General features: G+C 39.6%; 19 protein-coding genes. 14 read left to right on the forward strand and 5 right to left on the reverse strand.

What is annotated here, in order from left to right; translation table 11 throughout:
• The first annotated feature begins 59 nt into the window (after positions 1 to 59).
• From MKL35_RS10035 to MKL35_RS10050, 4 genes are all read left to right on the forward strand, one after another.
• Positions 60 to 1,262, forward strand: coding sequence for an acetate/propionate family kinase (locus tag MKL35_RS10035; protein WP_032009841.1), 1,203 nt, complete (start codon positions 60 to 62; stop codon positions 1,260 to 1,262).
• A gap of 43 nt (positions 1,263 to 1,305) precedes the next feature.
• The gene (gene pta, locus MKL35_RS10040; protein ID WP_106479670.1) at positions 1,306 to 3,450 is read left to right on the forward strand and encodes a phosphate acetyltransferase; all 2,145 of its coding nucleotides are present in this window, start codon (positions 1,306 to 1,308) and stop codon (positions 3,448 to 3,450) included.
• A gap of 226 nt (positions 3,451 to 3,676) precedes the next feature.
• Positions 3,677 to 5,203 carry a fumarate hydratase gene (locus MKL35_RS10045; RefSeq protein WP_002053445.1) on the forward strand — a complete coding sequence of 509 codons (1,527 nt, stop codon included), beginning with the start codon at positions 3,677 to 3,679 and terminating at the stop codon, positions 5,201 to 5,203.
• A gap of 138 nt (positions 5,204 to 5,341) precedes the next feature.
• Positions 5,342 to 5,896: a DUF2059 domain-containing protein gene (locus MKL35_RS10050; RefSeq protein ID WP_004710671.1), complete on the forward strand. Its 555-nt coding sequence runs from the start codon at positions 5,342 to 5,344 to the stop codon at positions 5,894 to 5,896.
• Between the two features lie 24 nt (positions 5,897 to 5,920).
• Here MKL35_RS10050 and MKL35_RS10055 read toward each other — a convergent pair whose 3' ends face one another.
• The 4 genes from MKL35_RS10055 to tig all read right to left on the reverse strand — a co-directional run bounded on the left by MKL35_RS10055 (position 5,921) and on the right by tig (position 10,334).
• A complete protein-coding gene (locus tag MKL35_RS10055; protein WP_004710672.1) occupies positions 5,921 to 6,637 on the reverse strand; it encodes a DUF2846 domain-containing protein in 717 nt (238 codons plus the stop codon).
• Between the two features lie 147 nt (positions 6,638 to 6,784).
• Positions 6,785 to 8,098, reverse strand: coding sequence for an ATP-dependent Clp protease ATP-binding subunit ClpX (clpX, locus tag MKL35_RS10060; protein ID WP_004710673.1), 1,314 nt, complete (start codon positions 8,096 to 8,098; stop codon positions 6,785 to 6,787).
• Between the two features lie 101 nt (positions 8,099 to 8,199).
• Positions 8,200 to 8,805 carry an ATP-dependent Clp endopeptidase proteolytic subunit ClpP gene (gene clpP / locus MKL35_RS10065; protein ID WP_000289452.1) on the reverse strand — a complete coding sequence of 202 codons (606 nt, stop codon included), beginning with the start codon at positions 8,803 to 8,805 and terminating at the stop codon, positions 8,200 to 8,202.
• Positions 8,806 to 8,999: 194 nt separating this feature from the next.
• Positions 9,000 to 10,334 (reverse strand): trigger factor, encoded by a 1,335-nt coding sequence (tig, locus tag MKL35_RS10070; protein ID WP_002053278.1) that lies wholly within the window; start codon positions 10,332 to 10,334, stop codon positions 9,000 to 9,002.
• A gap of 415 nt (positions 10,335 to 10,749) precedes the next feature.
• On the opposite strand from tig, the gene MKL35_RS10075 reads away from it, so the two are divergent.
• From MKL35_RS10075 to rdgB, 7 genes are all read left to right on the forward strand, one after another.
• Positions 10,750 to 13,041 carry a TonB-dependent receptor gene (locus MKL35_RS10075; RefSeq protein ID WP_032009845.1) on the forward strand — a complete coding sequence of 764 codons (2,292 nt, stop codon included), beginning with the start codon at positions 10,750 to 10,752 and terminating at the stop codon, positions 13,039 to 13,041.
• A 105-nt stretch (positions 13,042 to 13,146) separates the two neighbouring features.
• On the forward strand, positions 13,147 to 13,830 hold the full coding sequence (locus MKL35_RS10080; RefSeq protein WP_032009846.1) for a Fe2+-dependent dioxygenase: 684 nt from the start codon (positions 13,147 to 13,149) through the stop codon (positions 13,828 to 13,830).
• Between the two features lie 459 nt (positions 13,831 to 14,289).
• Complete coding sequence (gene leuA / locus MKL35_RS10085; RefSeq protein WP_032009848.1) at positions 14,290 to 15,987, forward strand: 2-isopropylmalate synthase; 1,698 nt, start codon at positions 14,290 to 14,292, stop codon at positions 15,985 to 15,987.
• Positions 15,988 to 16,070: 83 nt separating this feature from the next.
• Complete coding sequence (gene metX, locus MKL35_RS10090; protein WP_002053295.1) at positions 16,071 to 17,231, forward strand: homoserine O-succinyltransferase MetX; 1,161 nt, start codon at positions 16,071 to 16,073, stop codon at positions 17,229 to 17,231.
• On the forward strand, positions 17,231 to 17,824 hold the full coding sequence (gene metW, locus MKL35_RS10095; protein ID WP_001217230.1) for a methionine biosynthesis protein MetW: 594 nt from the start codon (positions 17,231 to 17,233) through the stop codon (positions 17,822 to 17,824). The genes metX and metW overlap by 1 nt, the downstream gene beginning before the upstream one ends.
• Entirely contained in the window at positions 17,821 to 18,408 is a 588-nt protein-coding gene (locus MKL35_RS10100) for a tetratricopeptide repeat protein (protein WP_000751694.1), read from the forward strand. Before metW ends, MKL35_RS10100 begins: the two co-directional genes overlap by 4 nt.
• Before the next feature lie 167 nt (positions 18,409 to 18,575).
• Entirely contained in the window at positions 18,576 to 19,202 is a 627-nt protein-coding gene (gene rdgB, locus MKL35_RS10105; protein WP_002053259.1) for an RdgB/HAM1 family non-canonical purine NTP pyrophosphatase, read from the forward strand.
• Between the two features lie 214 nt (positions 19,203 to 19,416).
• Here rdgB and MKL35_RS10110 read toward each other — a convergent pair whose 3' ends face one another.
• Positions 19,417 to 20,292, reverse strand: coding sequence for an AEC family transporter (locus tag MKL35_RS10110; protein ID WP_031982300.1), 876 nt, complete (start codon positions 20,290 to 20,292; stop codon positions 19,417 to 19,419).
• Positions 20,293 to 20,544: 252 nt separating this feature from the next.
• Between MKL35_RS10110 and MKL35_RS10115 the strand changes: the two genes are divergently transcribed.
• Genes MKL35_RS10115 through tatC form a run of 3 tightly spaced genes read left to right on the forward strand, consistent with a single transcriptional unit; the run spans position 20,545 to position 21,979 of the window.
• On the forward strand, positions 20,545 to 20,763 hold the full coding sequence (locus MKL35_RS10115) for a Sec-independent protein translocase subunit TatA (RefSeq protein WP_002053267.1): 219 nt from the start codon (positions 20,545 to 20,547) through the stop codon (positions 20,761 to 20,763).
• Positions 20,764 to 20,774: 11 nt separating this feature from the next.
• A complete protein-coding gene (tatB, locus tag MKL35_RS10120; protein WP_002053452.1) occupies positions 20,775 to 21,212 on the forward strand; it encodes a Sec-independent protein translocase protein TatB in 438 nt (145 codons plus the stop codon).
• Complete coding sequence (gene tatC, locus MKL35_RS10125) at positions 21,209 to 21,979, forward strand: twin-arginine translocase subunit TatC (protein ID WP_002053474.1); 771 nt, start codon at positions 21,209 to 21,211, stop codon at positions 21,977 to 21,979. The genes tatB and tatC overlap by 4 nt, the downstream gene beginning before the upstream one ends.
• The last annotated feature ends 47 nt before the right edge of the window (positions 21,980 to 22,026 follow it).

Consider the following 22,026-nt stretch of genomic DNA (forward strand, 5'->3'; position numbering starts at 1 on the left):
TGCCTTTTGATCAGGAAGTTAGGAAAACTATTTTTAAATCAGGACTTGGGTATTTCAACGTGGCTACATCAGTATTAGTTATTAATTGCGGTTCTTCATCTATTAAATACGCACTGGTTTCAGAGCGTCGTGAAGATCGTATTTATGGTTTAGCAGAAAACTTAGGGGCAGCTGATGCTCGTATTAAAGGAATTACAGTCGGTGGAGAACCGCTAGAGCTTTCAATTCCCTATGCTGACCACGCCAAAGCTTTAGAAACCTTACTTGCACGTCTTGCAAACTATAAACCTCAAGCAATCGGTCATCGTGTCGTACATGGTGGAAGTCTTACTAAAGCTGAATTACTCACCCCTGAAATTATAGAACGTATTCGTGCAGCCACGCCTCTTGCCCCGCTTCATAACCCTGCTCACTTAATTGGGATTGAAGCAACAATGCGCCTATTTCCTGAATTGCCTCAAGTTGCCGTATTTGACACCGCATTTCACCAAACCATGCCTGCGCATGCATACCGTTATGCAATTCCGAAATTTTTATATACAGACCATAACGTTCGCCGCTATGGCTTCCACGGCACAAGCCATGCTTATGTGTCTGACCGCGGCAGTGAACTGGCTGGAAATTTCCAAAAAGGTGGTTGGCTAACAGCACACTTGGGCAATGGTAGCTCGACTTGTGCAGTATGGAATGGACAAAGTGTTGATACTTCTATGGGCCTTACTCCGCTTGAAGGCGTTGTAATGGGAACCCGTAGTGGTGATGTCGACCCAAGCTTACACAGCTTCCTTGCAAAAAACCTTGGCTGGGACTTAGCGAAAATAGACAAAGTTTTAAATAACGAAAGTGGATTACTTGGCTTATCACAACTTTCTAACGATATGCGTACAGTGATTGAAGCTTCTGAAAACGGCAACGAGGATGCTCGTCTTGCAATAGAGGTATTTAGCTATCGCCTTGCAAAATCACTTGCTGCCTTAAGTTGTGGTTTACCAAGTATTGATGGTCTGATCTTCACAGGTGGTATCGGTGAGAACTCTGCTTATATTCGTGAAAAAACTCTAGCTTATTTACCTCACTTCGGTTTACAGCTCGATAAAGATCAAAATAACAATTTAAAACGTGGTACAGAAGGCCGTATCGATAGCGGTACAGGTCCACAAATTTGGGTTATTCCAACCGATGAAGAAGGCCGTATTGCCAAAGAAACTCGTCAGGTTGTAGACGTTTCACAAAACACATCTCCTGAAGTTAGCCTTGCTTAATTACAGAAGTCAAAGAACGTTATTCATTTATTTATAGGTTTATATGAATACAATTTTATTAATTCCTACAGGTGAAGGGGTTGGTTTAACCTCTGCCTGCTTAGGTATGATTTATGCACTTGATTGTAATGGGATTAAAGCAGGCTTTTTAAAACCATTTTCTCAGGTAGATCAAGAAAATTTAGACCGGACCACCTCTTTATTTGGCCATTTATTTCAAGGTAAAACTGTTCAATCCATTTCTCATGAAAAACTAACCCAACGCATTGCATCAGGTGAAGTCGATGAACTACTTGAAGAAGCGGTAAGTCTTCATCGCAGTATTGCAGCAGACAATAATGTGATTATTGTTGAAGGCTTATTGCCAAATGGGCAAGATCATTTTGCTAGTGAGCTGAATGCGAGCCTTGCTCAAGCTCTCGATGCTGAAGTGGTTTTAGTCAGTACAGCAGATATTCAAAACCCACGTAAAACAGCAGAGAAAGTTGAAGCTCACTTACGGCAGTTTGGTGGTGCAACCTCTAACCGAACAGCCGGCGTACTCTTTATGCGTACACGCGGGTTGTCTGAAGAAACAGCTCAAATACCTGTCGCATTTGATCCGTCGTTACGTCCAACTGAAGACATCGCAAAATTTACGACAGAACTGCAAAAATACAATCGCTACTTTGGATCAAACGATTTACCAATTATTGGTTTAGTCCCATTTAGTAATACCTTAAGTGTACCTAGAACTTTAGACATCGCGAACGTGATTGATGGTCAATGGGTACATCAAGGCGAAGCGAAAACACGTCGTATTTTGCACTCAAGTTTAATTGCCTCAAGTATTGAATATGAACTTAATAAATTCATTGCAGGTGAGCTGATTATTAGTGCATCTGAACGTACCGATGTATTACTTGCAAGTAGTTTAGCAACCAGTAATGGTATTCCACTGGCAGGCTTGGTGTTGACTGAACGTGAAGCCCCTGCTCCTGAGCTTTTAGAGTTCTGCCATAGTGCCATCAAACAAGGGTTGCCAATTTTACATACCCGTTTAAACACGCTGGAAACAGCACAGCGTTTATCCGATTTTGGTAATGAAATTCCAACCGATGACACTGAGCGTGCCGAGCAAGTGACTCGTTTTGTTTCAAGTCATATCGATGTCGAATGGCTTAAACAGCACAGTAATAATGGAGCAACACCACGTCTTTCTCCTTCTGCATTCCGTCACGAACTGGTACAAAAATCGATTGCAGCCAAAAAACGGATTGTCCTACCTGAAGGCGATGAACCACGTACTATTGAAGCTGCTGTTATATGTCAGGCTCGTGGTATTGCGCATTGTATTTTGTTAGCTAAGCCAGATGCGGTACAAGACGTTGCAAAGGCACGCGGTATTGAATTACCAGCAGACTTGGAAATTATTGATCCGGACAGCATTCGTAATCAATATGTTGCACCTATGGTTGAACTCCGCAAAGGCAAACTCAATGAGTTACAAGCCAAAGATCAATTACAAGACACCGTAGTTCTTGGCACCATGATGCTGGCGCTAGATCATGTAGATGGTTTGGTTTCAGGTGCAGTTCACACCACGGCTAACACCGTGCGCCCTGCTTTTCAGCTGATTAAAACCGCACCTTCTTACTCTTTAGTTTCGTCCATATTCTTTATGCTTTTACCAGATGAAGTATATGTTTACGGTGACTGTGCAATTAACCCAGACCCTACAGCCGACCAGCTTGCTGAAATTGCGATTCAGTCTGCTGACTCTGCAAAAGCGTTTGGAATTGACCCACGTATTGCCATGATCAGCTATTCAACTGGTACGTCTGGAACAGGTGCGGATGTTGAAAAAGTACAACAAGCGACTCAAATTGCACAGCAACGCCGTCCTGATTTACTAATTGACGGTCCACTCCAATATGATGCAGCTTCCGTTGAAAGTGTCGGACGCCAAAAGGCACCGAATTCACCTGTAGCTGGCCGTGCCAATGTATTTATTTTCCCTGACTTAAATACAGGTAACACGACCTATAAAGCAGTACAACGTGCAGCAAATGTAGTCAGCGTTGGACCAATGCTGCAAGGTCTAAACAAGCCAGTCAATGACTTGTCTCGTGGTGCTTTAGTAGATGATATTGTCTTTACTATTGCCTTAACAGCAATTCAGGCTGAACAACAGGCTGCTGCGAAATAATTAATATCATTTAATCTTTTCTACCTCTCGCCATTTGATATCCGCTCAAATGGCTTTTTTTATTCTTAAATAACAACATTCCCTTTTGGTTATTCTTAGTTTTAAAACACTTAGCACTAGTCCTATTCGACTTTCGGTCAAAAGATCAACCAATCCCCCACAAGTTTGTGTTTTTGTCATATAATTTAGCCCGCTAGCTAACAGCCCGCTCAAGAGATTTTCTGGTATGACAACGATTATCAAACAAGATGACTTGATTACATCAATCAAGGACGCCCTACAGTTTATTTCGTACTATCACCCGCAAGACTTTATCCAAGCGATGAGCCGTGCTTATGATCGCGAAGAAAACAAAGCTGCAAAGGATGCAATTGCACAGATTTTAATTAACTCTCGCATGTGTGCGGAAGGTCATCGCCCAATTTGCCAAGATACTGGTATTGTTAACGTTTTCCTTGAAGTGGGCTTAGATGTTAAATTTGATTTAACAATGAGCTTAGACGATGCAGTAAACGAAGGTGTTCGCCAAGGCTACCTTGAAAACAGTAACGTTCTTCGTGCATCTGTACTTGCTGACCCTGCATTTGGTCGTAAAAATACAAAAGACAACACCCCTGCTGTTATTCACTACAAACTCGTACCGGGTAACAAGGTAGATATTACTGTTGCTGCGAAAGGTGGTGGTTCAGAAAACAAATCTAAGCTTGCAATGCTTAACCCATCTGACTCGATTGTTGACTGGGTACTTAAAACTGTTCCGACTATGGGTGCAGGCTGGTGTCCTCCTGGTATGCTCGGTATCGGTATTGGTGGTACTGCTGAAAAAGCCATGATGCTTGCGAAAGAAGCGCTCATGGAAGAAATCAACATGGACGAATTACTTCGCCGTGGGCCAGAGAACAAAATCGAAGAACTTCGTATCGAAATCTTTGAAAAAGTAAATGCTCTTGGTATTGGTGCTCAAGGTCTTGGCGGTTTAACGACTGTTCTTGATATTAAAATCAAAGATTATCCATGTCATGCTGCTGGTAAACCAGTGGGTATGATTCCTAACTGTGCTGCGACTCGTCATGCTCACTTCCAGCTTGATGGTTCAGGTGTAGCTCATATTCAAGCACCAAAACTTGAAGACTACCCTTCAGTCACTTGGGACTCTTCACAATCTAAGCGCGTAAACCTTGATACCATTACTCAAGAAGAAATGGATTCTTGGAAACCAGGTGACACATTACTTCTTAGCGGTACAATGTACACAGGTCGTGACGCTGCGCACAAACGTATGGTTGAAATGATCGACAATGGTGAAGAATTACCAGTTGATCTTAAAGGTAAATTTATTTACTACGTTGGCCCTGTTGATCCAGTGGGTGATGAAGTCGTTGGTCCTGCTGGTCCTACAACTGCAACACGTATGGACAAATTCACACGTAAAGTACTCGAGCATACTGGTTTATTCGGTATGATTGGTAAAGCTGACCGTGGTCCAGCAGCAATTGAAGCAATCAAAGACAATAAAGCAACTTACCTGATGGCAGTTGGTGGTGCGGCTTACCTCGTATCTAAAGCTGTTCGTGAAGCTGAAGTTGTAGCATTTGCAGACTTAGGTATGGAAGCAATCTACAAATTCGTAGTTGAAGACATGCCTGTATCTGTAGCAGTTGATGTAAACGGTACTTCAATTCACGCAGTGGCTCCAAAAATCTGGCAAGCGAAAATTGGTAAAATTCCAGTAATCGATGCCGCAGCAGGCTAATAAAGAAAAGCACCGAATTCGGTGCTTTTTTTATGCCTTATAATTTTTTTTGGAAATTGAAAAGAATTGTAACAATTGATTCACCAATCTGTGTTATTAATAAATAACCCCCGCCATATATTGCATATAGGTCATTTCATGACTATCCGCCCTATTCTCAAAAATCTCTCAATCAGCCTCTGCCTAAGCTGTATTACGACAAGCTTATTTGCTTCTCCTGCCAAATTAAGTTCAGTCAAAGAACTCATGCAAATGAGCCAAATTGATTATTTACTGAAAGAATCAATTAATGAATTAACACCTTATTATGATCAACAAGCTGAGCAGATCATTACTAATATTACGGGCATCAAAACTTTAGGCCCGAAAGAAAAAGAGGCCGCAAAAAAGTTAGGCTTACTTTTAAAAGATTCGAGTAACCAGCTCATTAGTAGCCCAAAAACTACGCAAGCCCTACAAGATATTTATTTAAAGACATATACTGAAGAAGAAGTTCAGGCAAATTTAAAATTTTTAAAAACCCCAGAAGGCCAATCGATTACGCGTAAAAACGTACAGATTATGGGGCAAATTTCAGAATATATGATGGAGCTGGGACAACAAACTTTTAATGACCCTAAAGCACGTGATCATATGCAAGAAGAGATGCTTAAAATTATTGCCCCATTGATGAAAGATAAAGAAAAGTCTTAACTTTTCTTTATCTTTTGCAACCCATTACCACGTTAAAGGATTCCATAATTTAAATGGTTTAATCAGATGAACATCTGACTTTTCGTCATATTTGGCTGGTTTTAGCTCTTGTGGTTTATGACGTATTTTTCCTGAAGCATCTTCAGCAACAAAATTATAGCTAGAAGATTTAAGCTCGGTAAATGCAATTTCTCTACGACCGATATTATCTTGCATTAACATAAACGGGCCAGTGTGTTCACCACGGTCCATTTTATTTTCTTCATCGTATTTTAAATAATAAGATGTTCCTGCATCGACCGTAATATCAATATATTTGGGTTCTTGGAAATGAATACCTAATAAAGGACGACTTGCAGAAATACGATAACTTCCTGCTGGCAGTTCAATCCAGTAATAGTGGTTATGCAATAAACTTGGAATTCGCTTGCCATTTACAAACAAATTGATGGCTGCAATTTCCTGACGGTTCCATTTAGTATCTGGCCGATACAGATAGACAACTGCCGCATGTTCATTTTGCGGTTTAATCGGTACAAATGTCTGACCTAGTTTCTGATTTACCCACCCACCCATGCTAAAGCCACCGACATGGTATTGATCAAACACCCCAGGTGCTTTATCTACATCAACTTTCGGTAAAGTCGCAGTCAGCTCACCTGAATTTTTTGCTAAGTGTGATGAACTTTGGCAACCCACAAGTAATGCGGTACAACTTAATGCAATAATTAAATAACGCATGACATCCCTCAAAGCGTTTTCTTTTGATTTTTCTATATCGCAAAACTATGCGTATTTTGTTTTTTTAGATTAACACCACCTACATGAATTGAAAACAAAAAAAGCATGAATCACGAGCGCGATTCATGCTTTTTAGATGAATGAAATCTAAGCAGACTTCGAATCAATTACTTTTAAATCTGCCTTAGCAACACTTTCATGAGTTGCTGCTTCTTTAGGCTGGCGTTCTGGCTTGTAAACAGGCTCAGCTTCACCATTAATCACTGCTTCATTAATGAAAACTGTTCCTACATCTGTACGACTTGGTAAGTCATACATTGTTTCAAGTAAAACATTTTCCAAAATCGAACGTAGACCACGAGCTCCGGTATTACGCTCAAGCGCTCGCTTAGCAACTGCACGTAAAGCTGAATCTTCAAATACAAGGTCAACATTTTCCATATTGAACAAGTATTGGTATTGACGAGTTAATGCATTTTTTGGTTCTGTCAAAATTTGCATTAATGCTTCTTCATCAAGCTCTTCAAGCGTTGCAATAACTGGTAAACGACCAATAAATTCTGGGATCAAACCAAATTTCACTAAGTCAGTTGGCTCAACTTGACGGAACAGTTCAGCAATTTTCTTGCTTTCATCTTTTTTCTTCACGTCAGCTGTAAAGCCAATTCCGCCTTTCTCTTGGCGTTGTTGTACAATTTTTTCCAGTCCAGCAAATGCACCACCACAAATAAATAAGATATTTGAGGTATCAATTTGAATGAACTCTTGCTGCGGATGTTTACGTCCACCTTGTGGTGGAATTGAAGCTACAGTACCTTCAATCATCTTAAGCAATGCTTGTTGTACACCTTCACCAGAAACGTCACGCGTAATCGAAGGATTTTCAGATTTACGTGTAATCTTGTCGATTTCATCGATATAGATAATGCCCTTTTGAGCTTTTTCTACATCGTAATCTGCTTTTTGCAAAAGCTTTTGTACAATATTTTCAACGTCTTCGCCGACATAACCCGCTTCAGTTAAAGTGGTCGCATCTGCCATCGCAAATGGAACATCTAACAAACGAGCCAATGTTTGAGCAAGTAATGTTTTACCTGAACCGGTAGGTCCAATCAGTAGAATGTTACTTTTAGCAATTTCCACATCTTTAGACACATGACCAGATTGCCCGACTTTCAAACGCTTATAATGGTTATAAACGGCAACAGATAATGTCTTTTTGGCAAGATCCTGACCAATCACATATTGATCAAGCGCAGCACGTATTTCATGTGGTTTTGGCAATGCCTTGCTCGCCCAGTCACCTGCTTCAACCTGTTGGCTGGTTTGTACAAGGTCTAAGCAGACATCTACACACTCATTACAAATATATGCGTCCTCGCCCGCAATCAGTTTCCCGACTTCAGACTGCGTTTTACCGCAAAATGAACAATGTTTTTGTCCTTGAGGATGTTCGGACATATTCTCTCCACAAATAGAATCTTAAATATGAGGGCAAGCGATAGGGTTAAATGACTATATGGAGGCGTTTTCTAACAACTCAAGCCACTTAAAAACTCCCCTTATGGACGCTTACTTAATACCTGATCGACTAAGCCATATTCTTTTGCTGCTTGTGCAGTCATAAAGTTATCACGATCAGTATCACGAGCAATCGTGTCATAGTCTTGACCACTGTGTTCTGCCATCAAACGATTCAAGCGTTCTTTAATAAATAGAATTTCACGTGCATGAATTTCAATGTCTGATGCCTGACCACGGAATCCACCTAATGGTTGGTGAATCATTACACGTGCATTTTCAAGGCAATAGCGCTTACCTTTAGCACCAGCATTTAATAAGAATGCACCCATAGATGCAGCCTGCCCCATACAGTATGTCACTACATCAGGTTTGATAAATTGCATCGTGTCATAAATCGCCATACCAGCAGTGACTGAACCACCAGGCGAGTTAATATAAAGATGGATATCTTTATCCGGGTTTTCAGCTTCTAAGAACAACATTTGAGCAACAATCAAATTTGCCATGTTGTCTTCAACTTCACCAGTTAGAAAAATGACGCGCTCACGTAAAAGTCGTGAATAAATATCAAAAGAACGTTCGCCGCGAGAAGATTGTTCAACCACAACAGGAACTAAAGCATTTTCAATTGTTGGAACATACATACGTTATTTATTCCTAAATTTTTTGTGACTTAACCTATGGCAACAATATGCGGGATAATTTCTCAAATTGCAAAAGGTTCGCACTGAAATATTATATTATTTATACCTAAGTACTTAATGACGTACTCAAATTAACCACATACCTAAAAAATGAAAAAGGCGCCTAAAGCGCCTTTTCCTGACTTCTCAAAAGATTAGCCCATACGGCGAGCTTGTTGTTCTTTCAATAAATCTTCGTAAGATACTGCTTTGTCAGTCACTTTAGCAGCAGCTAAGATGTGATCAACAACTTGATCTTCTAATACAACAGCTTCGATTTGAGCACGTTGTTGAGCATCATTTTTGAAGTATTCGATCACTTCAGTTGGATCTTCATAAGAAGAAGCCATGTCGTCGATGTAAGCATCAACACGTGATTGGTCAACTTCAAGTTTAGCATCAGCTAATACTTTGCTTACTAATACACCAAGTTTAACAGAACGCTCTGCTTGTTCTTTGAACAATTCGTCAGGAAGCATACTCTTGTCAAAAGATTGAGCACCAGCGCCACCAAATTGTTGAGTGAACTGTTGAACCATTTGTTGACGTTGACGGTCAATTTCTTGAGCAACCATTGCAGCTGGAACTTCAACTTCGTTCGCAGCAACAAGAGCATCAAATGCCGCTTGTTTAACTTGGTTACGTAAACCATTGCGAACTTCACGTTCCATGTTTTTACGAACGTCAGCTTTTAATTTTTCAATGCCTTCTTCTTCAGTAACACCGAAGATTTTTAAGAATTCAGCATCAATCTCTGGAAGTTTAGGTTTTTCAACTTGCTTCACAGTGATTTTGAATTGAGCTGCTTTACCAGCCAAGTTTTCAGCTTGGTAGTCTTCAGGGAAAGTCACATCAATTACTTTCTCTTCACCAGCTTTCATACCAATGATGCCGTCTTCGAAGCCAGGAATCATACGACCTGAACCTAACACAAGTTTAAAGTCTTCAGCAGAACCGCCTTCGAACTTCTCACCGTCGATAGAACCTTCGAAGTCAAAAGTCACTTGCATATCTTTTTTCGCCATACCCTTGGTCACAGCCCAAGTTTGACGTTGTTTTTGCAAGTTTTCGATCATAGTGTCGACGTCAGCATCTTTAATTTCAGCTGTTTTACGTTCAACTTCTAAGCCGTCAAATGCTTTTACTTCAACTTCAGGATAAACTTCTACAGTCGCTTCAAAAACTAAAGCATCTTCTTTATGTTCAACTTTCTCAATGTTCGGCATACCTACCGCATTGATTTTTTCTTGTTGAATTGCTTCAAATACGCTGTCACGAATGATGTCATTCACAACTTCTTGATAAATACTTGCACCGTATTCGCGACGAACAACGTTTGCAGGTACTTTGCCCGGACGGAAGCCGTTGATCTTCACAGTTTTGGCAGTGCGCTTCAAACGAGCTTCAAATTGCTCGTTAATACGGCTCGTCGGTACAGAAACATTTAAACGACGGGCAACGCCCGAAACCGCTTCAGTCGTTACTTGCATGGCTTCCTCGATAAAAATTAGTTAGTAGGAACAGTTTTTAAAAAAGTGCTGTATTATATGACAACTTTCAAGATATACAAAATTAACCGATCAGATCAGTAAATTGAAGGTGGTTTTTCCAGGAAATTTCACAATAATTTTATGATTTTTTAATTTTTTTTAATTCAACCTTAAGCCAAAGTAATTTTTTAGTTATTCTTCATGAATCTAAAATTACAATTAAATTTCACATTATTATCGATTTTACAAACAGTTAAGAATAATCAATCAATTAGAGAATTTTAGACACAAAAACCTATTAAATCTTTCATATTTTCTTCATAATCCTATCGGCAAATCCAATTAACACAAACTGTACATATAAATAAGAATTATTATTATTCGCATAACGTTTTGTATTTAAGTCCTGAAAGTCATGTCATTGATTAGAACACGTAAAAAAATTGTTTCATCTGCAATCGCTTCATCCCTTTCTATGATTGCAACTACTGCAATGGCACAAGAAGCTGTTTCACAACTACCAACGATTCATACTCAAGCAACACAAGAAGAATCTTTAAAGGTAGATCAATCAGCAAATGCAAAATTCGTTGCTCCCCTTTTAGATACTCCGAAATCAGTTTCAGTGATTTCAAAACAACTTATTGAAGATACAAAAGTAACAACCTTATCAGATGCATTACGTACCGTCCCTGGTATCACGTTAGGTGCAGGTGAAGGTGGCAATCCAAATGGCGACCGACCTTTCATTCGTGGCTACAATTCAGAAAGTTCGATGTATGTAGACGGCGTTCGTAACGCAACTTCTCAAAACCGTGAAATGTTTGCTGTCGAGCAAGTAGAAGTGACCAAAGGTTCTTCATCTGCTTTAAGTGGTGCGGGTGGTTCAGGCGGTAGTATTAACCTGATTACGAAAGTTGCGAAAAAAGGTGACTCTCTTGAAGGTTCTGTTGCCGGGGGCACAGATAACTATGCACGTGTTACTTTGGATGGCAATAAAGACTTCGGCAATGGAGTGGCTGCCCGTGTGATTGTGATGGGACACCAAAATGACAAAGCCGGCCAAAGTAATGGCGCAGAATATAAACGCGCTGGTATCGCACCAAGTATTAGCTTCGGTTTAGATAGTGCTACTCGCGGAACACTGAGCTACTACTATTTAAAAACTGATGATACACCTGATTCTGGTGTGCCTTATCAATATGACGTCATTAAGAAAGCGACTGCTGGTAAACCAGTTGATGTTAAACAAGGTATTTATTACGGTTGGAAAGATCGCGATTTCCAAAAGCAAGAAAACCAGATTGGTACACTTAAACTTGAACATGACTTCAACGATAACCTAACTCTCAGCAATACCGCTGTTTATGGTAAGTCTAAAAATAATTATTTATGGACTCAGCCAGATGACAGCCAAGGTAACATTGTTAATGGTAAGGTTTGGCGCCGTGTAAATACCAATATTACTGATACAGACAGCTTTACTGATCAGCTATCATTAAAAGGTAAATTCAATACGGGTTCTCTTAAGCACAGCTTTAATATTGGTGCTGAATATAGCAAGCAAGATTCAGATCGTGGCACAAACATCGTAACAGATCCAAATACTTCACAAATTGGTGGTAGCGGTACAAACAATGCTTGTTCACTTGCTAACTCAAATGGCTGGTGTACTGACCTTAATAACCCTAATCCAAATGATGCATGGTTGGGTCGTATACAAGCAAACCCAAATGTTACCAACATTACATCTAAAACCCAGTCAATTTACGCATTAAACAACATTGAAATTACACCTCAATGGTTAATTGACTTAGGTGTACGTTGGGACAAATTTGATACTAATGTTAAATATAATAAGGACTCAGGCTCAGGTGCAACGCTCATTAAAGCTGGCACAAAATACAGCTCAAGCAATGACTTCTTTAACTATCAAGCAGGTATCACATTTAAGCCTGTTGAAAATGGTTCTATTTATTTGAGCTACGCAACGTCAGCTAACCCAGTAGGTGTAGATGCTGGTGATGGTTCAGAAGGAATTAGTGTTCCAAACCGTAATACAACCGATGAACAAGCAAGAGCTATTAATAACCTTAAGCCAGAAGAAGTTAAAACTTATGAGTTAGGTACAAAATGGGATGTGTTAAATAACCGTTTAAACTTAACTGCTGCAATCTTCCGTACTGAAAAAACCAATACACGTGCTTTAGGTACTGATGGTTTCACAAGAAATATTGGTGAAACACGTGTTGACGGTATTGAATTAGGTGCGAACGGTAACATTACTGAAAAGTGGGCAGTCTCTGCTGGTTACACCTATTTAGATAGCGAAATCGTTGATGGTGGATATGCTAAAGATAGTAACGGTAACTATGTTCCAAGCCCAACAAACGGTAATCAAGTACAAAACGTAGCGAAAAACTCAGCGACACTTTGGACAACTTATAAAGTATTACCACAAGTGACAGTAGGGGCTGGTGCAGTCGCTATGGATAAAGTATTTGGAGATGCTGCAAATACTAAATACGTTCCTGGTTATGTTCGTTACGATGCTATGGCTCGTTATGACGTAAATAAAAATGTTAATTTACAGCTTAACCTAAACAACTTATCTGATAAGCGTTACTTTACTAAAGCTTATGCTTCTCACTATGCAACAGAAGCAGAAGGCCGTAGTGCAGTACTCGCAATCAACTTTAAATACTAAGTTAGTCTAGAATCCCATAATCTTTTTATGGTTTCTAATATAAAATAGCCTCTATAGTTAGAGGCTATTTTTAATTTTCTACTACTATTACTCGCAGGTATCACCGTGATCCACCATATTCCCAATGTATTGAGTAAAGAACAGGTTCAATATTTTCGTAATGAAATGGATAAAATTGAATGGGTCAATGGCAAAGTAACAGCTGGTACACTCTCTGCAACTGTAAAACGCAATCAGCAATTACCCGAAGATCATCCGCTTACTCACCATCTGAGTAATATTATTCTTGAGGCACTAGGCACTCACCCATTATTTTTATCTGCTGCAATACCACTTGATATTATCCCTCCCCTGTTTAATCGTTATGAAAATCAGGAGTCTTTTGGTTTTCACGTAGACAATTCTATCCGCCGCATACGTGGTACCAATGAACGGCTTAGAACCGATTTATCATGCACTTTATTTTTAAGCGAACCTGAAGAATATGAAGGTGGTGATCTAGTCGTAGAAGACACTTATGGCTATCACGAAGTGAAACTTCCGGCAGGAGATATGATTTTATATCCATCTACCAGTTTGCATGAAGTGACGGCGATTACTTCTGGATGTCGTATTGCTTCTTTTTTCTGGGTGCAAAGTATGGTGCGTGATGATGCTGAGCGACATATGCTTTTTAATCTAGATCAAACAATACAAAACTTAAGAATGCAGCTGGGTGACAATCATAGCGAAGTCATTAAACTGACTAACCTTTACCATAACTTAATGCGTAAATGGGCTGAACTGTAACTCTATTTATTTTTGCCTTATTTGGACTAATTAATTATTTTTATCTCAATAAGGCAAAACAATGAAAATTATTTTCGACAAAACATTAAACAACGCAAAATTAGAAAATTATTTTCTGAACACTAAAATTAAAATGAGTATAAGACTTTTGCACAACGTGTAATCATTGTTTAGATGTGGTATATCTAAACAATAAGCATATTTGCAAACCACCAAACTTACTATTACATGGTCCATAGATGAAAACGAATCACTTGTTTGCCCAGCCTACTCAAGCAAGACATCATCTCGAACTCCTGATGCTGCGCCTCGCGCGCGTATAAATTTTTGTCTGTATTTTAGAGCAGACCTTTTCAAATTCCCTTTAATTTTTCTGTATTAGATACCATATATAACTGTAGAACGTTGCCTTTTATACGATACCTAGAGCAACCGTGCTACGAGATAAGGAGTTTTCTCATGATGTTGGCTGACCCTAGCAAAAAATACCGCCGTATGTACCAGCGAGTCGATTTACCAGATCGCCAATGGCCAAATAATGAAATTACAAAAGCGCCAATCTGGATGAGCACGGATTTACGTGATGGCAACCAAGCAATTTTTGAACCGATGAACATGGAACAAAAGTTCAAAATGTTCAAAATGCTTGTAAAAATCGGTTTTAAACATATTGAAATCGGCTTCCCTTCTGCGTCTCAAATTGACTTCGATTTTACTCGTATGTTGATCGAAGAAAATCATATACCTGATGATGTATACATTGAAGTATTGGTTCAGGCACGTGACCATTTAATTGAGCGTACCTTCGAAGCTTTAGCAGGTGCTAAGCGCGCAATTGTGCATATTTATAACTCTAACTCTCCAACCTTCCGTCAAAAAGTGTTGAATGTAGATGTAAATGGCGCAAAACAGTTGGCAGTGAATGCAGCTCAGAAAGTAAAAGGATATGCTGCACAATATCCTGAAACTGACTGGATTTTCCAGTACAGTCCAGAATGTTTCTCTGCAACTGAATTAGAAGTAGCGAAAGAAGTCTGTGATGCGGTTACAGAAATTTGGGATGCACGCCCAGATCATAAAGTTATTTTGAACTTACCAGCAACTGTCGAAGTTTCTACGCCAAATGTTTATGCGGACCAAATCGAATGGATGCATCGTAATTTGGCACGTCGTGATGGCGTGATTATTTCCGTTCACTGTCACAATGACCGCGGCTGTGGTATTGCCGCATCAGAACTTGCCATTATGGCAGGTGCTGACCGTGTTGAAGGCTGCGTGTTTGGTAACGGCGAACGTACAGGTAACGTTGACGTTGCAGCAATTGCACTGAACATGTACACCCAAGGTGTAGCGCCAGAATTAGATTTCTCTAATATTAATGAAGTCATTGCAACGGTTGAAGAATGTACTGGTTTACCTGTACACCCTCGCCATCCATATGCAGGCGACTTGGTATTTACTGCATTCTCTGGTTCGCATCAGGACGCAATCAAAAAAGGCTTTGAATACCAGAAAAACGAAGAAATCTGGGATATGCCTTACTTACCAATCGATCCGAAAGATTTGGGCCGCGACTATGATGCTGTCATTCGTGTAAATAGTCAGTCTGGTAAAGGCGGTATCGCTTACTTATTAGAATCAAACTATAACGTTGTATTGCCTCGTCGCTTACAAATCGAATTTAGTCAGGTTGTTCAACAATATACTGATGAAAATGGTACAGAGATTAGTGCTAAACAAATCTGGACTTTATTTAAAGACACGTATGTTGAAGTGAAAAACCACCATTACACGGTCAAAAACTATAAGTTATCTGACATTAATGGTACTCAAATTATTGAACTTGAGATTGATGTTGAAGGTGAAACTCAACAATTGCGTGGCGAAGGTAATGGTCCAATCTCTGCATTCTTAAATGCACTTCAATTACCAATTGACGTATTGAACTATGAAGAACGTAGTATTAGTTCAGGCGCAAATGCCAAAGCATTAACCTTAATTGAACTTCAAGTGAAAGGTACAGGTAGAGGCTCATTTGGTGCAGGTGTTCACGACAACACAGTCACTTCATCTATTGAAGCCATTATTGCATGTACCAACCGTTTGATTGATCAAGGTGTTTTAAGTACAGATCAGGTTGTTGCCGCCGCTGTTTAATTAAAAAAAAGACTTTGGAAAGGATACCTAGCTTGGTATCCTTTCTTTTTATTCCTGAAAGATTTAAAAGGCGAAATGTTCCCGTGTCTTTTCCAGCTGACTCAGTGGGGTTAGTCACTCCGCAAAAGTTCCAATTTGAAGAACCCTTACATCTTGAATGTGGCCGTGTTTTACCGCGCTTTGAGTTAATGGTTGAAACTTACGGCACTTTAAATGCAGATAAATCAAATGCGATTTTAATCTGCCATGCCCTTTCCGGACATCATCATGCAGCGGGTTATCACCATGAAGATGATAAAAAAGCTGGATGGTGGGATAGCTGTATTGGCCCGGGTAAGGCAATCGACACAAATAAATTTTTTGTAGTTGCACTCAACAATATTGGTGGATGTAGCGGATCGACCGGTCCAACTTCACCAAACCCTGAAAATGACAATCGCCCTTATGGACCAGATTTCCCATTAGTAACGGTACGCGACTGGGTTAAAACTCAAGCCATGCTTTCTGATCGTTTAGGAGTAAGCGTTTGGTATGCAGTCGTTGGCGGTTCATTAGGGGGCATGCAAGCACTACAATGGTCGGTAGATTACCCTGACCGTTTACAAAAATGTGTCGTTATTGCCAGTGCGCCAAAGCTTTCAGCACAAAATATTGCGTTTAACGAAGTGGCACGTCAGTCAATTCTGTCTGACCCGGACTTCCATCATGGTCGTTATTTGGAAAATGATAGCTATCCAAAACGTGGTTTGATTTTGGCTCGTATGGTCGGCCATATTACCTATCTTTCCGAAGAAGCCATGAAACAAAAATTTGGTCGTGATTTAAAATCCGGCAAGTTTATGTATGGTTTTGATGTCGAGTTTCAGGTTGAAAGTTATCTGCGTTATCAAGGTGAACAGTTTAGCCGTAACTTTGATGCCAATACTTATCTAATTATGACCAAAGCTTTGGATTACTTTGATCCTTCGCGTGAGTACGGCCACTCGCTTACAGAAGCGATGAGTAAGACCAAATGTCAGTTCCTGATTGTCTCGTTCACCACTGACTGGCGTTTTGCACCAAGCCGTTCACAAGAAATTGTAGATGCACTCATTACCAACCATAAGCCGGTAAGTTACCTCGATATTGATGCTGAACAAGGTCATGACTCATTTTTATTCCCGATTCCTCTGTATGTCAAAACACTGCGCGCTTTCTTAGGCGGTGAAGAACATTTAAAATCGACATCACTGGAGGCAAGCTAATGCGTATTGATCAACAACTGGCAGAAAAGTGGATTAAACCCGGCTCTAGCGTACTCGATTTAGGGTGTGGTGACGGTGAATTACTCGCTCATATGAGCCAAAAGCATCAAATTCGTGCTTATGGTTTAGAAATTGATCAAGAAAAGATTGCAATTGCCGTCAGTCGCGGGTTAAATATTATTCAACAAGATTTGAATCTCGGTTTGAGCCGTTTTGCCGACCAGTCTTTTGACTATGTGGTTATGGCACAGGCTTTGCAAGCCGTAGATGCACCCGATGTTTTATTAAGAGACATGGTGCGTGTGGGTAAACAGGCTATTATTACTTTTCCAAACTTTGCGCATTGGAAGACTCGCTCTTTTCTAGCATTAAAAGGAATGATGCCTGTATCGGATGCTCTACCATATATGTGGTATAACACCCCCAACATTCATTTATGTACGTTTAAAGATTTCGAAGCACTATGTGCGGAAAATCAAATACAAATTATTAATCGACTCGCCGTCAATGGAAACCAGCAGGGAAGCCTGTTAAGCAAACATGTTCCGAATTTGTTTGGTGAAGTCGCTATTTATCGAGTGAGTGCACTATGAAAAAGACATTATTTAGCACACTAATTGCAGGACTGCTAAGTATGCAGGCTCATGCAGATTATATCGCCCAGCCACAATCGGTCGCGAGCCAGGCTGCGCGCTTCTCCACAATGGGGATTCATGACCTTCAAAAAGCGGCTCAAGCGGGTCAGGCTGGCGCACAATTTTATCTTGGAACACGTTACCAATACGGTAAAGACGTAGCAAAAGACGATAAACAAGCTTTTACTTGGTTCAAAGCTGCTGCTGACCAAGGTCTTTCACCTGCGCAATTAAATGTTGGCCGTATGTATGCTGATGGTATTGGCGTTAAGAAAGATGAGTCTATGGCTCGTAAGTATTTCGAAAAAGCGGCTAGTAACGGCGATAACCGTGCAAGCTATAACCTTGCGATGATGGAAGAGCAAAAGAAAAACTACGTAGGTGCTTACCAGTGGTATGAGCTTTCAACTCGTGATGGCATGCTCGACAATAAAGTAATTAGCTTATCTGAAGGTAAAAAGACGGCTCTTGCTGCAAACTTAACTCAAGAGCAAATCCGTATGGCACGTGACCGCGCGGATAAATGGATTCAAGCACAATAATAATCCAGCTTATACTTACTCGACTAAAACCACCTTATATCACCTATAAGGTGGTTTTAGTTTTTAAGCTTCTAATTTTATATTCTATTTGTTTTGCTCTATATCCCCTTTCAAAAAACACGTAACATAGCTCACGTTCAATATTGGTTATAAAGTTTGGTTATCTTATGTCTACCCCACATTGGTTTGATCAGGGCTCTTTAGTCCTTGCAAGTAATAACAAAGGTAAAGTCGCAGAGTTTGAAAAACTTTTTGAACAGCTTAAGTTACCTGTAGAAATTATTCCTCAAGGTCGCCTTAATATTCCCGACGCCATTGAAGACGGCTTAAGCTTTATTGAAAATGCCATTATTAAAGCACGTCATGCCTCTAAAATTTCAGGGAAACCTGCTATGGCTGATGACTCAGGTATTTGTGTTCCGGTTTTAGGTGGTGCACCTGGTATTTATTCAGCACGCTATGCTGGAGAACATGGTGACGATGCAGCTAATAATGCCAAGTTATTAAATGATCTTTTGCCATTTCGTAAAAATGGAGAAGTGATTGAAGGCATGTTCGTATGTGTGCTTGCTTTAGTGACTCATGCGGAAGATCCATTACCACAAATTTTCCAAGGCATTTGGCATGGTGAAATTTTAGAAGCGCCACGCGGTGAAAATGGTTTTGGTTATGACCCACTGTTCTGGTTACCAGAGCTACAAGTTTCTAGCGCTGAGTTGTCTAAAGAAGAAAAAAATAAGATTAGTCATCGTGGGCAAGCGATGCAGTTATTTAGAGAGAGCTTGCAGAAGTAAAACTTTATATAGCATTTATTTAACTTAACGTTAAAGCCATTTGCTATCGTGCTAGGCGACATGGATGTCGCCCGTCGAACTGCGACATCAAGGATGTGTCGTCAGTTCGACAAATGGTTTTGTTACTTTTGACGAAACAAAAGTAAATATTGCCTATATACACAAAACAAGCATATAACCACTATTAAAAGGCAGTCTGATCTAAACATCTTACTTAGAAATAAAGATGTAAAAACACTGCATAAATCGCAATACACACACAACTCACTATAGTCCCCGAAGCGATATAAGCCGCAGATCTACCCGTCCCTTGGTAATGTGTTTCTAAGGCTACAATATTAGCTGCTGGTGGCAAGCAAAACATTAAAAACATTACACCAATATGCTGATTTATATTTGGAATCGGTAAAAATCTATAACTTAATCCACAAAGTACAAATCCACAGGCTACTTTAAATGCTTGAGCTTTTGTACTGTAAATTAAATCTTTTGCATAAACTCTGGTACGGCGTAGCCACATTCCAAGCACACACATACCTGCAAAAGTCATCGCAAATTTAGCAACCTCATAAACCCAATGTATAGCAGGGCTTTCGATATGCTGGGCCCCTAACAGTCTGAGCACAACAGCACAAAATATTGATATACAAGGTGGCGACGTTAAAACCTTTTTTAATATATTGAGCTTACTTTGCGGTGCCGTAGTAACGGCAGTCACAGCCCAAGCATTGCCAAAAAGCGACATTCCAATATATAAAGCGACAATTGGAGCAGTTGCTTCAGGGCCAAATAAAGCCATAGCGAACGGAAAACCAAGCCATCCCATATTGGTATAACTGACGCAAAGCGCCAATAAGCGGTCTTTAAATAAAGCCAAATAGGCAAAGAAAATAATAAACGCTGATCCAAAACTAAAGAGCATTAAGCTCAAACTTCCCGATTGATAAAAGACCATGTTGTAAATAATTACAACTGGAATCAGGAGTCGTGCAAGCCAAGCTGAAAGAATAGGTTTTACGGTTTCTGAAATGGAGGTTTGAGCAAGTAGAAGTCCTGTGATAAATGCCAATACAGGCAGTAGTAATGCCACGTTCTCTCCTCTCACTCGTCAAAATCAGCTTGTTATGCTACACCTTTTAATTTTGAAATGTATGGTCTATTTCAAGTAAATTCGTCTAAGAAAGAAGCTCAATAAAACTTAAAAATCCTTCCAAAAAATATCTTTTAAAAACTGATCATAAGTGTCTACTTATAAATATTGTCTTAAAAATGAAATATAAGTGTCACATTCTTGTCATGGCAACCTGTTGAGATAAAGCGAACTAAAAAGAGGTATAAAATTATGGCCGGTTTATCTATTTGGCATGTCGTCATTTTCGCAATTGTAGTTATTTTATTGTTCGGTACATCTAAATTAAAAAATATTGGTAAAGATGTTGGCGGTGCAGTAAGAGACTTTAAAAAATCAGTTCGTGAAGAAGACGAAGCTGCATCTTTAAATACTCCTCGTACAATCGATGCACAAGTTAAAACATCTGAAAGCACATCAGTGAAAAGCTAAAGGTTTGACCCATGCTTGATGTAGGAATGACAGAGCTACTCTGTTTTGCAATTATTGCAATTTTAGTTTTAGGTCCAGATAAGCTTCCCGAAGCTGCACGCTTTGCAGGCCGCTGGTATGTTCGACTAAAACGCTATATTACCAATCTGCAAAACGAGATTGATCAGGAGCTGCGTCTTTCTGAGTTCCGCAAAGAAATGCAAGAGGAACTTAACCGCATCGAAGCATTGGAACGAAAAGTACAGCAACAGCTTGAAGAAATACAAAAACAGCAGATTTCAGAACATTTAGAAGTTACTGAAACGCCTAAAACAACACCAAAGCCTATTCGGAAATGTATTCCTATATCAGACCATTACAAAGTACCGTATGTTGCTAAACCTACGCCTTTAGTGACTCAAACTGATATTGCAGAAACATCTCCTGTTGAATTGAAGATTGCCGTATGAACCAACTGCCTTCAACCACTGTAAATAGTCAAGAAAACTTAGACCAAATGCCAATCATGAATCATTTGGTTGTTTTAAGACGCCATTTATTCAGGATTGTAGGGGTAACATTATTCTTATTCTTTTGTTTATTACCCTTTCGAAATAATACTTACCAATTATTATCTGAGCCTTTAAGGTTACAACTCCCTGCATCATCGTCAATGATTGCAACAGATGTAACAGCAACCTTTATGGCGCCATTTAAACTTAATTTATTTGTCGCACTTATGCTTGCAATGCCATTTATTCTTTATGAAATATGGTCTTTTGTTCGCCCTGCGCTTTATCAAAAAGAACGCCATTTAGCGCTACCGTTACTGATTGGTAGTATTGTCCTATTTTATGCAGGTGTCGCTTTTGCTTATTACATTACCTTGCCTGCGATATTACATTTCTTTATTAGCGTTTCACCTGAAACAGTAGCACCAATGACCGATATTAATAGTTATTTAAGCTTCTGTTTAAAGCTATTTTTGGTATTTGGTGTGACCTTTGAGATTCCTATCGCGACCTTGCTACTCATTTTGATTGGTGTAGTAAATACGCAAAGCCTTGCTGAAAAAAGACGTTTTATTATTGTGGGCTGTTTTTTTGTTGCAATGTTTATTACCCCACCAGATGCGATTTCAATGGTGATGTTAGCTATTCCAATGTGGTTACTTTTTGAAATAGGCCTACTGTTCGGTAAGATTCTTGAGAAGAGAAAAAGCCAGACTGCTGAATAATTTAAAACTTCTCTTTAAAAGCCCGAATATTAAAATTTGGGCTTTTT

The organism is Acinetobacter sp. AOR41_HL, from assembly GCF_027854645.1.
GTDB lineage: Bacteria > Pseudomonadota > Gammaproteobacteria > Pseudomonadales > Moraxellaceae > Acinetobacter > Acinetobacter nosocomialis.

Excerpts from the sequence above, each read along its gene's own strand:
- pta (WP_106479670.1), top strand. The coding sequence starts at position 1,306 with ATGAATACAATTTTATTAATTCCTACAGGTGAAGGGGTTGGTTTAACC.
- MKL35_RS10045 (WP_002053445.1), top strand. The coding sequence starts at position 3,677 with ATGACAACGATTATCAAACAAGATGACTTGATTACATCAATCAAGGAC.
- MKL35_RS10050 (WP_004710671.1), top strand. The coding sequence starts at position 5,342 with ATGACTATCCGCCCTATTCTCAAAAATCTCTCAATCAGCCTCTGCCTA.
- MKL35_RS10055 (WP_004710672.1), bottom strand. The coding sequence starts at position 6,637 with ATGCGTTATTTAATTATTGCATTAAGTTGTACCGCATTACTTGTGGGT.
- clpX (WP_004710673.1), bottom strand. The coding sequence starts at position 8,098 with ATGTCCGAACATCCTCAAGGACAAAAACATTGTTCATTTTGCGGTAAA.
- clpP (WP_000289452.1), bottom strand. The coding sequence starts at position 8,805 with ATGTATGTTCCAACAATTGAAAATGCTTTAGTTCCTGTTGTGGTTGAA.
- tig (WP_002053278.1), bottom strand. The coding sequence starts at position 10,334 with ATGCAAGTAACGACTGAAGCGGTTTCGGGCGTTGCCCGTCGTTTAAAT.
- MKL35_RS10075 (WP_032009845.1), top strand. The coding sequence starts at position 10,750 with ATGTCATTGATTAGAACACGTAAAAAAATTGTTTCATCTGCAATCGCT.
- leuA (WP_032009848.1), top strand. The coding sequence starts at position 14,290 with ATGATGTTGGCTGACCCTAGCAAAAAATACCGCCGTATGTACCAGCGA.
- metW (WP_001217230.1), top strand. The coding sequence starts at position 17,231 with ATGCGTATTGATCAACAACTGGCAGAAAAGTGGATTAAACCCGGCTCT.
- MKL35_RS10100 (WP_000751694.1), top strand. The coding sequence starts at position 17,821 with ATGAAAAAGACATTATTTAGCACACTAATTGCAGGACTGCTAAGTATG.
- rdgB (WP_002053259.1), top strand. The coding sequence starts at position 18,576 with ATGTCTACCCCACATTGGTTTGATCAGGGCTCTTTAGTCCTTGCAAGT.
- MKL35_RS10115 (WP_002053267.1), top strand. The coding sequence starts at position 20,545 with ATGGCCGGTTTATCTATTTGGCATGTCGTCATTTTCGCAATTGTAGTT.
- tatB (WP_002053452.1), top strand. The coding sequence starts at position 20,775 with ATGCTTGATGTAGGAATGACAGAGCTACTCTGTTTTGCAATTATTGCA.
- tatC (WP_002053474.1), top strand. The coding sequence starts at position 21,209 with ATGAACCAACTGCCTTCAACCACTGTAAATAGTCAAGAAAACTTAGAC.